The 13,347-nt window shown below is 67.0% G+C and carries 13 protein-coding genes; 9 read left to right on the top strand and 4 right to left on the bottom strand.

The window, feature by feature from the left end; translation table 11 throughout:
* Window positions 1-106: 106 nt before the first annotated feature.
* Window positions 107-2,008: a transcription termination factor Rho gene (rho, locus tag EO174_RS18070; RefSeq protein ID WP_164740256.1), complete on the bottom strand. Its 1,902-nt coding sequence runs from the start codon at window positions 2,006-2,008 to the stop codon at window positions 107-109.
* 217 nt (window positions 2,009-2,225) lie between these two features.
* Window positions 2,226-2,567 carry a thioredoxin TrxA gene (gene trxA / locus EO174_RS18065; RefSeq protein ID WP_005923050.1) on the bottom strand — a complete coding sequence of 114 codons (342 nt, stop codon included), beginning with the start codon at window positions 2,565-2,567 and terminating at the stop codon, window positions 2,226-2,228.
* A 198-nt stretch (window positions 2,568-2,765) separates the two neighbouring features.
* On the opposite strand from trxA, the gene rhlB reads away from it, so the two are divergent.
* The 6 genes from rhlB to rpoH all read left to right on the top strand — a co-directional run bounded on the left by rhlB (window position 2,766) and on the right by rpoH (window position 8,850).
* Window positions 2,766-4,484 carry an ATP-dependent RNA helicase RhlB gene (rhlB, locus tag EO174_RS18060; RefSeq protein WP_126946434.1) on the top strand — a complete coding sequence of 573 codons (1,719 nt, stop codon included), beginning with the start codon at window positions 2,766-2,768 and terminating at the stop codon, window positions 4,482-4,484.
* Between the two features lie 75 nt (window positions 4,485-4,559).
* The gene (gene ftsE, locus EO174_RS18055; RefSeq protein ID WP_104584147.1) at window positions 4,560-5,246 is read left to right on the top strand and encodes a cell division ATP-binding protein FtsE; all 687 of its coding nucleotides are present in this window, start codon (window positions 4,560-4,562) and stop codon (window positions 5,244-5,246) included.
* Entirely contained in the window at window positions 5,243-6,193 is a 951-nt protein-coding gene (gene ftsX / locus EO174_RS18050; RefSeq protein WP_126946431.1) for a permease-like cell division protein FtsX, read from the top strand. Before ftsE ends, ftsX begins: the two co-directional genes overlap by 4 nt.
* Before the next feature lie 8 nt (window positions 6,194-6,201).
* Window positions 6,202-7,044 carry a response regulator gene (locus EO174_RS18045; RefSeq protein ID WP_164739090.1) on the top strand — a complete coding sequence of 281 codons (843 nt, stop codon included), beginning with the start codon at window positions 6,202-6,204 and terminating at the stop codon, window positions 7,042-7,044.
* 5 nt (window positions 7,045-7,049) lie between these two features.
* Window positions 7,050-7,775, top strand: a complete 726-nt coding sequence (gene ung / locus EO174_RS18040; protein ID WP_115677953.1) for a uracil-DNA glycosylase — start codon at window positions 7,050-7,052, stop codon at window positions 7,773-7,775.
* Between the two features lie 199 nt (window positions 7,776-7,974).
* Entirely contained in the window at window positions 7,975-8,850 is an 876-nt protein-coding gene (gene rpoH, locus EO174_RS18035; RefSeq protein WP_024938885.1) for an RNA polymerase sigma factor RpoH, read from the top strand.
* A 137-nt stretch (window positions 8,851-8,987) separates the two neighbouring features.
* Here the strand turns inward: rpoH and EO174_RS18030 are convergent, their stop codons facing one another.
* A complete protein-coding gene (locus EO174_RS18030) occupies window positions 8,988-9,602 on the bottom strand; it encodes a trimeric intracellular cation channel family protein (RefSeq protein WP_104598890.1) in 615 nt (204 codons plus the stop codon).
* Between the two features lie 52 nt (window positions 9,603-9,654).
* Window positions 9,655-10,947, bottom strand: coding sequence for an NAD(P)/FAD-dependent oxidoreductase (locus EO174_RS18025; protein ID WP_126946428.1), 1,293 nt, complete (start codon window positions 10,945-10,947; stop codon window positions 9,655-9,657).
* Window positions 10,948-11,065: 118 nt separating this feature from the next.
* Here EO174_RS18025 and EO174_RS18020 point away from each other — a divergent pair, with 118 nt between their 5' ends.
* From EO174_RS18020 to EO174_RS18010, 3 genes are read left to right on the top strand one after another with little or no spacing between them, the layout of a single operon-like run.
* Window positions 11,066-11,599, top strand: a complete 534-nt coding sequence (locus EO174_RS18020; RefSeq protein ID WP_126946425.1) for a hypothetical protein — start codon at window positions 11,066-11,068, stop codon at window positions 11,597-11,599.
* On the top strand, window positions 11,590-12,420 hold the full coding sequence (locus EO174_RS18015) for an NYN domain-containing protein (protein ID WP_164740259.1): 831 nt from the start codon (window positions 11,590-11,592) through the stop codon (window positions 12,418-12,420). The genes EO174_RS18020 and EO174_RS18015 overlap by 10 nt, the downstream gene beginning before the upstream one ends.
* Entirely contained in the window at window positions 12,417-13,079 is a 663-nt protein-coding gene (locus EO174_RS18010) for a glutathione S-transferase (RefSeq protein ID WP_126946422.1), read from the top strand. Before EO174_RS18015 ends, EO174_RS18010 begins: the two co-directional genes overlap by 4 nt.
* The last annotated feature ends 268 nt before the right edge of the window (window positions 13,080-13,347 follow it).

Below are 13,347 nucleotides of genomic sequence, written 5' to 3'. Positions count from 1 at the left end.
CGACCTGCAAGGCATGGGCCATGCGAAGTGCCTGCCCGTACAAACCCCGTACCCACAAAAAAGCCCCGCAATGCGGGGCTTTTTTGTATCGAGAATGCCGACCGGATCAGCGCTTCATCGAACTGAAGAACTCGTCGTTGGACTTGGTGGTCTTCATCTTGTCCAGCAGGAATTCCATCGCCGCGATTTCGTCCATCGGGTGCAGCAGCTTGCGCAGGATCCAGATCTTCTGCAGCAGCTCCGGCTCGATCAGCAGATCTTCGCGACGCGTGCCCGAGCGGTTGATGTCGATCGCCGGGTACACGCGCTTTTCGGTGATGCGACGGTTCAGGTGCACTTCGCTGTTGCCGGTGCCCTTGAACTCTTCGTAGATCACCTCGTCCATCTTGCTGCCGGTTTCCACCAGCGCCGTGGCGATGATGGTCAGCGAGCCGCCTTCTTCGACGTTACGGGCCGCACCAAAGAAGCGCTTGGGACGGTGCAGGGCATTGGCGTCCACACCACCGGTGAGCACCTTGCCGGAGCTGGGCACCACGTTGTTGTAGGCGCGTGCCAGGCGGGTGATCGAGTCGAGCAGGATCACCACATCCTTCTTGTGCTCGACCAGGCGCTTGGCGCGCTCGATCACCATCTCGGCGACCTGCACGTGGCGCGCGGCCGGTTCGTCGAAGGTGGAAGAGATGACCTCGCCGCGCACGGTGCGCTGCATTTCGGTCACTTCTTCCGGGCGCTCGTCGATCAGCAGCACGATCATGTGCACTTCGGGATGATTGCTGGTGATGGCCGTGGCCACCTGCTGCATCATCATCGTCTTGCCGGCCTTGGGCGGGGAGACGATCAGCGCGCGCTGGCCCTTGCCCTGCGGCGCCATCAGATCCAGGATGCGGCCGGTGATGTCCTCGGTGGACCCATCGCCACGCTCCAGCCGGAAGCGCCGGCGTGGAAACAGCGGGGTCAGGTTCTCGAACAGCACCTTGTTCTTGCTGGCTTCCAGCGGCTCGCCATTGATGGTGTCGACGATCGACAGCGCGAAATAGCGTTCGCCGTCCTTCGGGAAGCGGATGCGGCCGGACAGGTGATCGCCGGTGCGCAGGTTGAAGCGGCGGATCTGGCTGGGCGAGATATAGGTATCGTCCGGGCCGGCCAGGTAGCTGGCTTCTGCGGCACGCAGGAAGCCAAAGCCGTCGGGCAGGATTTCCAGCACGCCGTCGGCGGCAACGCCCTCGCCGTGGCGGGTCAGCACCTTGAGCAGGGCAAAGATCACGTCCTGCTTGCGCGCGCGCGCCACGCCTTCCTGGATGTTGAGCTGATCGGCGATATCCAGCAGCTTCTGCGCCGGCATCCGCTTGAGATCGCTCAGCGAATAGACCGGGAACCCTTCCGGCACGGCCGGGTGCGGGCGCGCGACGAACGGCTCGTTGCTGCCATCCGACGACGGCATGCCGCCGCCACCTTCGTTGCCGAAGCGGTCGCGCCCACGGTCACGGCGGTTGCGGAAGCGGTCACGGCGGTTGCCCTGCTGGTTCTGGCCCTGGCCCTGGCCTTGCGGGTTCTGGCCGCCATTCTGACCCTGGTCCTGGCCCTGACTTTGCGCCTGGGGCTGACCCTGGTTCTGGCCCTGGCCCTGGCCCTGGCCCTGGCCCCGGTGTTGCGCCTGATTCTGGTTCTGCTGCTGCTGCGCCTGATTGAAGCGCTGCTGCTGCGTCTGGCCACCCTCGCGGGAGTCGCCATGGGTGTTGTCGTTGCCCTGGCTGGCACTGGGGGCGTTACCGGCGTAGGAGGCGCCATCGCTGGACGTCTGCGCCGGTGCCGGGTCGGCAGCGTGCGACGGTGCCTGCGGGGCACGTGGGGTCTCGGGTGCGGGGCTGGCGGGCAAGGGCAGGTTGGGCTGCTGCGCGCCACCATCGTCGGTGGCAGCGGCGGTCTTGCTCACGCGCGGCTTGCGCACGCGCTTCTCGACAGGAGCGTCGACGCTGCTCCCGGTATCGGAGGAAGGATGATCGGACAAGTGCGTGATTCCTCGCTAAGAGTGCGAGCGCCCGGCTGGGGGGCGAACTTTAGGTGATGGGAGTCTAGAAGAGGTTTCTAGAGGGGTACGTCGGCGCACGAACGTGCTCCGGATCAACTGACACTATCACCGCTGCGCGCAACCGCGCAAGCGCCTGCCTCAGCAGGATTTAACTGCTGGCGCATCACGGGGCGCCCATCGCTGGACGCCCACTCGCTCAGGCGGCCGCGCCGCCCAGGGTCTTGTCGATCATCTGGGTCAGCTGGCCCTTGCCAACCGCACCGATCTGGGTGGCCTGCACCTGCCCGTCCTTGAACAGCAACAGCATCGGGATCGAGCGCACGTGGTACTTGATGGCCAGGGCGCGGTTCTGATCCACATTGACCTTGGCAACCTTCAGTCTGCCCTGGTATGTATCGGCCAGATCGTCCAGCACCGGGGCGATCATCTTGCAGGGTCCGCACCACTCGGCCCAGAAATCCACCAGTACCGGTTCGCCGGATTGCAGTACAGCTGTATCGAAGTCGGCATCGCCGACATGTTGAACCTTATCGCTCACGTTGGGTCTCCTGGAAACCAAAACGGCCCGCCCGAACGGGCAGGCCGCTACATTGCGTTAAACTGGGGCATTGCGCGACTGAATCAAGTGTCAGTCCTGAAGCCGCGCTGTCCGCCACAACAGCCGCAGTTTGCGACGCTGTCGGCATCGATGCAAGCCGCGCCCGGGCTGCCCAGGGCGCCTCACGAAGACGGAATAATGAGCGACAAACCGCTGACCGATTTGACTTTTTCCACGTTCGACCTGCATCCGGCGCTGATCACCGGGCTGGAGAGCGCCGGGTTCACCCGCTGTACCCCGATCCAGGCGCTGACCCTGCCGGTCGCGCTGCCGGGCGGCGATGTCGCCGGCCAGGCCCAGACCGGCACCGGCAAGACCCTGGCGTTCCTGGTGGCGGTGATGAACCGCCTGCTGATCCGCCCGGCGCTGGCCGACCGCAAGCCGGAAGACCCGCGCGCGCTGATCCTGGCTCCCACCCGCGAGCTGGCGATCCAGATCCACAAGGATGCGGTCAAGTTCGGCGCCGACCTGGGCCTGCGCTTTGCACTGGTCTACGGCGGAGTGGACTACGACAAGCAGCGCGAGCTGCTGCAGCAGGGCGTGGACGTGATCATCGCCACCCCGGGCCGGCTGATCGACTACGTCAAGCAGCACAAGGTGGTCTCGCTGCACGCCTGCGAGATCTGCGTGCTGGACGAAGCCGACCGCATGTTCGACCTGGGCTTCATCAAGGACATCCGCTTCCTGCTGCGGCGCATGCCCGAGCGCGGCACCCGGCAGACCCTGCTGTTCTCGGCCACGCTCAGCCATCGCGTGCTCGAGCTCGCCTACGAGCACATGAACGAGCCGGAAAAGCTGGTGGTCGAAACCGAGACCATCACCGCCGCACGGGTGCGCCAGCGCATCTATTTCCCGTCCGACGAAGAAAAGCAGACCTTGCTGCTGGGCTTGCTGTCGCGTAGCGAAGGCGCGCGCACCATGGTGTTCGTCAATACCAAGGCGTTCGTCGAGCGCGTGGCGCGCACGCTGGAGCGGCATGGCTACCGGGTCGGCGTGTTGTCGGGCGATGTGCCGCAGAAGAAGCGCGAGTCGCTGCTCAACCGCTTCCAGAAGGGCCAGCTCGAAATCCTGGTCGCCACCGACGTGGCCGCGCGCGGCCTGCATATCGACGGCGTCAAGTACGTCTACAACTACGACCTGCCGTTCGATGCGGAAGATTACGTGCACCGCATCGGCCGCACCGCGCGGCTGGGCGAAGAAGGCGATGCGATCAGCTTCGCCTGCGAGCGCTATGCGATGAGCCTGCCGGACATCGAGGCCTATATCGAGCAGAAGATCCCGGTCGAGCCGGTGACCGCCGAGCTGCTGACGCCGCTGCCGCGCACCCCGCGCGCGCCGGTGGAAGGCGAGGAGGCCGATGACGACGCTGGCGACAGCGTGGGTACGATCTTCCGCGAGGCGCGCGAGCAGCGGGCCGCCGAAGAGCAGCGTCGCGGCGGTGGTCGCAGCGGCCCGGGCGGCGCAGCGCGCAGCGGCAGTGGCGGCGGTCGTCGCGACGGCGGCAGTGCCGATGGCAAGCCGCGTCCGCGTCGCAAGCCGCGGGTGGAGGGCGAAGCCCCGGCAGCGGCCGCGCCGGGCGAAACGCCGGTGGTTGCCGCCGCGTCGGTCGAGGCACCGTCCACCGTCGTGGCCGATGCCGAGCGCGCACCGCGCAAGCGTCGTCGTCGCCGCAACGGCCGCCCGGTCGAAGGGGCCGAGCCGGCAGTGGCCTCCACGCCGGTCGCCGCACCTGCCGCACCGCGCAAGCCCACCCAGGTGGTCGCCAAGCCGGTGCGCAGCGCCGCCAAGCCGTCCGGCAGCCCGTCGCTGCTGAGCCGTATCGGTCGTCGCCTGCGTTCGCTGGTCTCGGGCAGCTGATCGCACGCAATGCCAATCGCATCGCCGGGCTCCGGCGATGCGACGCAAGCGCTGGCGCTCCGGCATAATCGCTGGATGACCGTTCTGCGTTTCGACAACGTCAGCAAGCACTACGCCGGTGGCCACCAGGCGCTGACCGATGTCAGCTTCGAAGTGGCCGATGGCGAGATGCTGTTCGTGACCGGCCACTCCGGCGCCGGCAAAAGTACCCTGCTCAAATTGATCCATCTCAGCGAGCGGCCCAGCCAGGGCACGGTGCTGCTGGGCGAGCGCAACCTGCTCAAGGTGCGCGGCCGGCAGATTCCGCTGCATCGTCGTCAGGTGGGTGCGGTCTACCAGGACCATCGCCTGCTCAACGACCGCAGCATCGCCGAGAACGTGGCCTTGCCGTTGATCCTGCGCGGCACCCGCCGTGCCGAGATCGGCAAGCGCGTGCGTTCGGCATTGGAGCGGATCGGGCTGGCCCATCGCGAGAAGGCGCTGCCGTCGCAGTTGTCGGCCGGCGAGCAGCAACGCGTGGGCATTGCCCGCGCCATCGTCGGCGAGCCGCGCCTGCTGGTGGCCGATGAGCCCACCGGCAATCTCGACCCGGCACTGGCTGCCGAAATCATGCAGTTGTTCGCCGAGCTGCCGGCACGCGGTACCAGCGTGCTGGTGGTCAGTCACGATCTGGCCCTGCTCAAGCAGATGCGCAAGCGCGTGCTGATCCTGGACCACGGCCGGCTGGTCGACGACATCTCGCCGCAGGATCTGGCCGAATGAGCAAGCCCGCCAATACCGAAGCCGTCGCCCCCTCGCGGTTCGGCGTGTGGATCGACCACCATCTGCACAGCATCGCCTTCAGCCTGGGGCGGGCCATGCGCAAGCCCTGGGCCACCTTGCTGACCATCGTGGTGATGGCGCTGGCGCTGGCCTTGCCGCTGGGGTTGTCGATCGCGCTGGACAACGTCAAGTTGCTGGCAGGCAGCGTGCAGCAGTCGCGCGAGATCAATCTGTTCCTGAAGGTCCAGATCGGTGCCGAGGCCGCGCAGGCGCTGGCCGGTGAACTGCGTGCCCGCCCGGACGTTGCCCAGGTCACGTTGCGCACGCCGGGGCAGGGGCTGGCCGAGCTGCGCGAGAGCGCCAAGCTCGACGAGGCGATCGACGCACTCGGCGACAACCCGCTGCCCACGCTGTTGATCGTCACGCCCACCGAGACGGCCGACGATGCGCAACTGGCCGGCGCACTGCAGGCCTTGCCGCAGGCCGATCAGGTGCAGCACGACGCGCTGTGGCGCAAGCGCCTGGATGGCTGGCTGCATTTCGGCGAGCGGCTGGTGCAGGTGCTGTCGGCACTGCTCGGGATCGGCGCGGTGCTGGTGGTCGGCAACACGGTGCGGCTGGATATCCAGTCGCGGCGCGAGGAGATCGGCGTGCTGCAGTTGCTGGGCGCCAGCGATGGCTTCATCCGGCGCCCGTTCCTGTATCTGGGTGCCTGGTACGGGCTCGGTGCCGGCGCCGTGGCGCTGGCGCTGATCGCCGCCTCCGGGCTGGCGCTGCGCGCGCCGTTGGCGAGCCTGGCCGACAGTTACGGCAGCTCCTTTACCCTGCACGGGCTGGATCTGCTGCATTCTGCGATGGTGCTGGTCGGCACCCTGGTCCTGGGCTGGCTGGGCGCCTGGCTGGTGACCGGCCATTTCCTTCGCCAGACCCGTCCCACCGAGACCTGAGGCCTGCCATGCATCCACCAGATCTCAAGCATCTGATCAGCGACGCGCCGCGCGTGATGGTGGTTGATGGCTCCAAGCTGGTGCGCAAGCTGATCGCCGATGTGCTGCAGCGGGATCTGCCCAACGTGCAGGTGATCGGCTGCTCCAGCATCGCCGAAGCGCGCCAGGCGCTGGAAGCCGGTGCGGTGGATCTGGTCACCACCTCGCTGTCGCTGCCCGACGGTGACGGCCTGACGCTGGCGCGCAGCGTGCGCGAGGCGGCCGGCCAGGCCTATGTGCCGGTGATCGTGGTCTCCGGCGATGCCCAGCAGCATCTGGTGGAGCGTCGCTTCACCGAGTACGTCACCGACTACTTCGACAAGGCGCTGGGCCACGAAGCCCTGGCGACCTTCATCCGCGGCTATGTGCAGCCCGAGCCGGTGGTCGGCGCGACCGTGCTGTACATCGAGGACAGCCGTGTGGTGGCCGAGGCGACCAAGCGCATGCTCGAGCGGCAGAGCCTGAAGGTCATCCACGTACTCACCGCCGAGGACGCCTTTGCGCTGCTGACCGCCGAATCGCTGGGCCGCACCGAACGCCGCATCGACGTGGTGCTGACCGACGTCACCCTGAAGGGCGAGCTCAACGGCCGTGACGTGGTCGAGCGCATCCGCATCGATTTCGCCTACGGCAAGCGCCGCCTGCCGGTGCTGGTGATGACCGGCGACACCAATCCGCGCAACCAGTCCGAACTGCTGCGCGCCGGCGCCAACGATCTGGTGCAAAAACCCATCGAAGAACGTCTGCTGGTGACCAAGGTGCTGTTCCAGCTGCGCCTGGCACGGCTCGAGGACCAGGCCGTCACGCTATGACCGAAGTGGCTGAAGTGGAAGCGCGTATCCAGCTGGAACCGTCATGGAAGGCGCGGGTGGGCGATTGGCTGCTGCGCCCGGAGATGCAGGCGCTGTCTGCATTCCTGCGCCAGCGCAAGGCGGCCGGGGCGCGGGTGTTCCCGCCGGGTCCGCAGATCTTTGCCGCCTTCGACGCCACCCCGTTCGAGCAGGTCAAGGTGGTGATCCTGGGCCAGGACCCGTATCACGGCGAAGGCCAGGCGCATGGGCTGTGTTTTTCGGTGCTGCCTGGCGTGCCGGTGCCGCCGTCGCTGCTCAACATCTACAAGGAGATCCAGGACGACCTGGGGATTGCGCGGCCGGACCATGGCTATCTGATGCCGTGGGCGCGCCAGGGCGTGCTGCTGCTCAATGCGGTGCTGACGGTGGAGCAGGGCCGGGCCGGCGCGCACCAGAACAAGGGCTGGGAAGGCTTTACCGACCATGTCGTGGAAACCCTCAACCGCGAGCGCGAAGGCCTGGTGTTCCTGCTCTGGGGCAGCTATGCGCAGTCCAAGGGCAAGGTCATAGACCAGGCGCGCCATCGCGTGTTCAAGGCCCCGCATCCGTCGCCGTTGTCGGCGCATCGCGGCTTTCTGGGCTGCCAGCACTTTTCCAAGACCAACGAACACCTGCAGCGCCGCGGGCTGGGCCCGATCGACTGGTCGCTGCCGCCGCGCAACACGCTGGACACCACTTCGGCCAGCGGCTGAACGGCGCTGGCGCCGTTGCATTTCGCGACGTGATTGTCACGGTCTGCGCAGGGCCGCGGTGGTAGCGTAGGGGCCAGAATTCGGAAACTGCGCCGTAGAACGACGACGATGCCAAAAGCCCGAACGTCCTATAAATGGAACGCTGGGAACTCTTCCTGTACCCGGCAGTCCAATAGTTCGACTGCTAAGATGGTGCCCTATGAACCAGATTACCTCGACTGCCCTTGTGGCAAACAATCTCCCGATTCCCAGTGCGCTCGGTTCGCTGGACGCCTACATCGGTGCCGTGCACCAGATCCCGGTGCTGTCGGTCGATGAGGAACAGAATCTCGCCCGTCGCTTCCGTGACGAGCTGGATCTGGATGCCGCGCGCGAACTGGTCCATTCCCACCTGCGCTTCGTGGTGCACGTCGCTCGCGGCTACAACGGCTACGGCCTGCCGCTGGGCGACCTGATCCAGGAAGGCAATATCGGCCTGATGAAGGCGGTCAAGCGCTTCGACCCGGAAATGGGCGTGCGCCTGGTCAGCTTCGCGGTGCACTGGATCCGTGCCGAAATGCACGAGTTCATCCTGAAGAACTGGCGCATCGTCAAGGTCGCCACGACCAAGGCGCAGCGCAAGCTGTTCTTCAACCTGCGCAAGTCCAAGACCCGCCTGGGCTGGCTCAATGCCTCCGAAGTGACGGCCGTTGCCAAGGACCTGAACGTCTCCGAGCGCGAAGTGATGGAGATGGAGTCGCGTCTGTCCGGTCGCGATATCGGCTTCGATGCCTCGTCCGACGAAGACGACGATCACGGCCCGCCGTCGCCGGTGAGCTACCTGGTGGCCAACGACGAAGATCCGTCGCAAGCCTATGAGCGTCATGACAGCGAAGACAATCAGCTGCAGTTGCTGCGCGAAGGCATGGCCGGTCTGGACACGCGCTCGCGCGACATCGTCAAGCGTCGCTGGCTGGATTCCGACTCCAAGGTGACGCTGCAGGAGCTGGCCGACGAGTACGGCGTGTCGGCCGAGCGTATCCGCCAGATCGAGGCGAACGCGCTGAAGAAGATGAAGGCACTGTTCGTGGCCTGATCGTTCGATCATGCTGCAGGTGTTGCACAAACGGCCCGGTCTTCCGGGCCGTTTGCATGTGTGGTGCTGGCGATACATCGCGTGCGAAGACGCGTGGTTGTCCACTGCTGATCGACCACGCGCTGCGTCCACCTGCGCTACTCCGGCAGGCGCGCCACCGGCAGGTGCCAGCCGTAGCGGATGGCCATGAAACGCAGCCCGAAACAGACCAGCGCGCCGGTCGCCAGCGACCAGGCCTGTGGCACCGCGAGCACGTGCCCGATCGCGACCAGGCCGCCGCCGGCCAGCGCGGCGACGGCGTACAGCTCGGCCTGCAGCACCACCGGGGTGCGCGCCACCAGCAGATCGCGGGCGATGCCGCCGCCGATGCCGCTGAGCATGCCCAGCAAGGTCGCGCTGAGCGGGCTGAGCTGGTAGTCGAGCGCCTTGCTGGTGCCGTAGACCGCAAACAGCGCCAGCCCGGCCGCGTCGAACAGCTGCACCGGGTTGCGCAGCCGCTCCACCGCCGCATGCCAGTAGAAACCAGCCACGCCGGCCAGGCAGGCGACCAGCAGATACTGCGGATGCACCAGTGCCGCTGGCGGGGTGGCGCCGATCAGCACATCGCGCACGATGCCGCCGGACACCGCCGCCGCGCACGACAGCACCAGCACGCCGAACAGATCCAGGCGATTGCGCACCGCCACGGTGGCGCCGCTGAGGGCGAACACGAAGGTGCCGAGCAGATCCAGCAGAAACAGGAGAGTGGCCACGATCAGACCGTCGCATCAGGCCGCACAGCATCGCGTACGGCCTGCGACGCTGTCATCCGTCCTTGCTGCTGGGCGGCGGGTCGTCGGTGGCGCCGCCGAAAATGATGCGCGCGGCACGCTGGTAGCTCCAGTACGCCATCGCCCAGTTCACCAGCACCACGAAGCGGTTGCGGAAGCCGATCAGGAAGTACACGTGCGCGGCCAGCCAGAACCACCAGGCCACGATGCCGGAGAGCTTGAGCTTGCCGACATGCACGATGGCGGCCATGCGGCCGATCGTGGCCAGGTTGCCGTAGTCCTGATAACGGAAGGCCGGTGCAGGCTGGCCGCGGTGGCGGGCGCGGATTGCCTTGGCGATGTGCTTGCCCATCTGCTTTGCCGCCGGTGCCACACCCGGCACCGGACGGCCGTCCTGCTGGACCGAGGCCAGGTCGCCGCCGACAAAGATCTCCGGGTGGCCAGGCACGCTCAGGTCCGGCTGCACCAGCACGCGGCCGGCGCGGTCCAGCGGCACGCCGAGCGTGCGCGCCAGCGGCGATGCGGCCACGCCGGCGGCCCACACCACCGTGCGTGCAGGCACGAAGGTGTCGCCCAACTGGTAGCCCAGCGCATCGATATGCGTGACCGGCGTCCCGGTGTGCACTTCCACCCCCAGGCGCTCGAGCTGCTTGCGCGCCTTGGCGGTGAGATCGTCCGGGAACGAGGGCAGCACGCGTGGGCCGGCTTCGACCAGGCGCACGCGCGCCTGCTGCGGGTCGATATGGCGGAACTCGTTCTTGAGCGTGTGGCGGGCGATTTCGGCCAGCGTGCCGGCCAGCTCGACGCCGGTCGGGCCGCCGCCGACCACGGCAAAACTCAGCCAGGCCGCGCGTGCGGCCGGGTCGGATTCGGCTTCGGCACGCTCGAAGGCGAGCAGCAACTTGCGCCGCAGCACCAGCGCGTCGTACAGCGTCTTCAGGCCGGGCGCGTGCTCGGCCCATTGATCGTTGCCGAAGTAGGCATGGGTGGCGCCGGTGGCCAGCAGCAGCATGTCGTAGCCGAGCGCGTTGCCATCGGCGAGCACCACTTCGCGGCGGGCCGGTGCGATTTCGGCAACGTCGCCGAGCAGCACCTCGACGTTGCGCTGTTCGCGCAGGATGTGGCGCAGCGGCGCGGCAATATCCGGTGCCGACAGGCCGGCGGTGGCGACCTGATACAACAGCGGCTGGAACAAATGGTGGTTCTGGCGGTCGATCAGGGTGATGCGGATGCCGGGATCGTCGAGCGCGCGGGTGGCCCATAAGCCGGCAAAACCGCCACCGACCACCACCAGGTGCAGCGGAGCTTGGGAGGGGGAAGTAGTCATCGTCAGGTCTGATGGAATGCGACGCGGGCGCATCAGCATGCCGCATCGGCAATGAACATGACGCCTGAAGGCGTCCCGCCTGCGGCATCATGTCGCATCTCATCGACCTGGTGACCGCATGCCGGCATTACCCCCACCGTTGCCACCACCACCTTCTTCGCCCGCGATGGCAGCGGCTGCCGCGCGGACGCCCGGAAAGCAGGTCAGTGGCGTCACGATCGGGCTGATCGGGCTGGGGGCCTGCGTGGTGCTGTTCGGCATGGTGGTGCTGGGCGCGCTGGGCTGGCTGATCGTCTTCGGCTGGTCGCTGTTCGCCGATCAGGCACGCGCCGCGTTGCAGGACGATGCGGTGGTGCAGGAACAGATCGGCCGGATCCACACGATGCGGGTGGATCTGGTGCGCACCGGTCTGGCGCCGGGCGCCGACGATTTCGTGTTCACGGTGGAGGGCGATCGCGGCCGCGGCCGCGTGCATGCCACCTGGGTCAGCGGCGGGGCCGAGCGCGAGATCCTGAGCGATGGCGTGCTGACCATGCACGATGGCAGCCAATACACGCTGCCATCGGCCGATGCCGACGCCACCGAAACGGACGACGCAAGCGACACCGCCAGCGACACCGACTCTGCCGACACCTTCGAGGAATCACCATGATCGACAATCCCGACAAACGCATCGCCCTGCTGATCGATGCCGACAACGCGCCGGCCGGCAAGATCGACGTGGTGCTGGCCGAAGTGGCGCGCTATGGCGTGGCCAACGTGCGCCGCGCCTACGGCAACTGGAAGAGCCCGCACCTGAAGAACTGGGAAGCGGCGCTGCACGAATATGCGATCCGGCCGATCCAGCAATTTGCCTACAGCTCGGGCAAGAACGCCTCGGACATGGCGATGGTGATCGATGCGATGGACCTGTTGTATGCGCGCAACCTGGATGGCTTTGCGATCGTCTCCAGCGATGCGGACTTCACTCCGCTGGTGATGCGGCTGCTCACCGATGGCATGAAGGTGTATGGCTTCGGCGAAAAGAAAACCCCGGCGCCGTTCGTCAATGCCTGTTCCAAGTTCACCTATGTCGAAGCGCTGGGCGAGCAGGCGGCAGCGGCCAGCGACACCGCCGCCGGCCGCAAGGACGCCACCGCGCTGCGCGGCGACACCCGGCTGGTGCAGATGCTGCGCAATGCGATCGACAGTGCCTGCGAAGACGATGGCTGGGCGCATCTGGGTGCGGTGGGCAAGCAGGTGGCCAACCAGGCCTCGTTCGACCCACGCAACTACGGCTATCGCAAGCTCAGCGACCTGGTGCGCGCGATCGGCCTGTTCGAGATCAAGCAGGACGAGCAGGCCCTGTGGGTGCGCGATGCGCCCAAGGGCGGGCGGGCGAAAACAGCGCAGCCAGCGGCCGCTCTCGCCACGCAGGCGACTTCCACAAAGCGCCCGGCGCGCACCACGCCCAAGCCGGCAGCGGGGAAATGACCATGGCTGATGCTGTAACGCCATCGGCTGCAGGCAACGGCCCGATCACGCTATGGGGGCGGCGTAATTCCAGCAATGTGCGCAAGGTGCTGTGGTGCGCCGAAGAAGCCGGGCTGTCGTATACCTCCATCGAAGTCGGCGGTGCGTTTGGTCATAACGACACGCCCGCCTATCACGCGTTGAATCCCAACGGCCTGGTGCCGACGCTGCAGGATGGCGAGTTGGTGCTGTGGGAGTCCAACGCGATCGTGCGTTACCTGGCCGCGCAATATGCGCCGGCCCTGTATCCGCAGGCGCCGGCCGAACGCGCGCTGGGCGATCGCTGGATGGACTGGACCACCTCGACGTTTGCCGGCGTGTTTCGCGACCTGTTCTGGGGCGTGCTGCGCACACCGGAGGCCGAGCGTGATCCTGCGCGCATCGCCGCGGCGCTGACGCGCTCGGGCGAACTGCTGGCACGCGCCGATGCGGCCCTGGCGCAGCAGCCGTATCTGTCCGGCGCGCAGTTTGCGATGGGCGATATTCCGCTCGGCAGCTTCATCTACGCCTGGTTCGAAATGCCGATCGAGCGCCCCGCGCTGCCGCATCTGCAGGCGTGGTATCAGCGCTTGCGCGCGCGGCCTGCCTACCAGCGTGGCGTGATGACCGCGCTGACCTGAGTGTCGGGTCTGCGCGCAAGCCAGCGCGGTGCATGGCAGGCAGCACGCGTGCCGCCGACCCCATACGCTGCTGCAAGGCAGTCGGCCCCGTGCACCGCGCGTCCCAGCAGCTCGCGTTGCCTGTAGGAGCGCACCTGGGCGCGATGGCATTGCCGGTAACGCCGCGTCGCGCCCGGGTGCGCTCCTACAACGCACGATCCCACCGCGCGGCTTGCTGGCCTCGCGTTGTGTGTAGGAGCGCACCTGGGCGCGAGGGCATTGCCGGTAA

The sequence above is a fragment of the Xanthomonas sp. BRIP62418 genome (assembly GCF_003993495.1).
GTDB lineage: Bacteria > Pseudomonadota > Gammaproteobacteria > Xanthomonadales > Xanthomonadaceae > Xanthomonas > Xanthomonas euroxanthea.
This window is presented reverse-complemented; position numbering and strand designations above follow the sequence as displayed.

Excerpts from the sequence above, each read along its gene's own strand:
- rhlB (WP_126946434.1), top strand. The coding sequence starts at position 2,766 with ATGAGCGACAAACCGCTGACCGATTTGACTTTTTCCACGTTCGACCTG.
- ftsE (WP_104584147.1), top strand. The coding sequence starts at position 4,560 with ATGACCGTTCTGCGTTTCGACAACGTCAGCAAGCACTACGCCGGTGGC.
- ftsX (WP_126946431.1), top strand. The coding sequence starts at position 5,243 with ATGAGCAAGCCCGCCAATACCGAAGCCGTCGCCCCCTCGCGGTTCGGC.
- EO174_RS18045 (WP_164739090.1), top strand. The coding sequence starts at position 6,202 with ATGCATCCACCAGATCTCAAGCATCTGATCAGCGACGCGCCGCGCGTG.
- rpoH (WP_024938885.1), top strand. The coding sequence starts at position 7,975 with ATGAACCAGATTACCTCGACTGCCCTTGTGGCAAACAATCTCCCGATT.
- EO174_RS18025 (WP_126946428.1), bottom strand. The coding sequence starts at position 10,947 with ATGACTACTTCCCCCTCCCAAGCTCCGCTGCACCTGGTGGTGGTCGGT.
- EO174_RS18020 (WP_126946425.1), top strand. The coding sequence starts at position 11,066 with ATGCCGGCATTACCCCCACCGTTGCCACCACCACCTTCTTCGCCCGCG.
- EO174_RS18010 (WP_126946422.1), top strand. The coding sequence starts at position 12,417 with ATGACCATGGCTGATGCTGTAACGCCATCGGCTGCAGGCAACGGCCCG.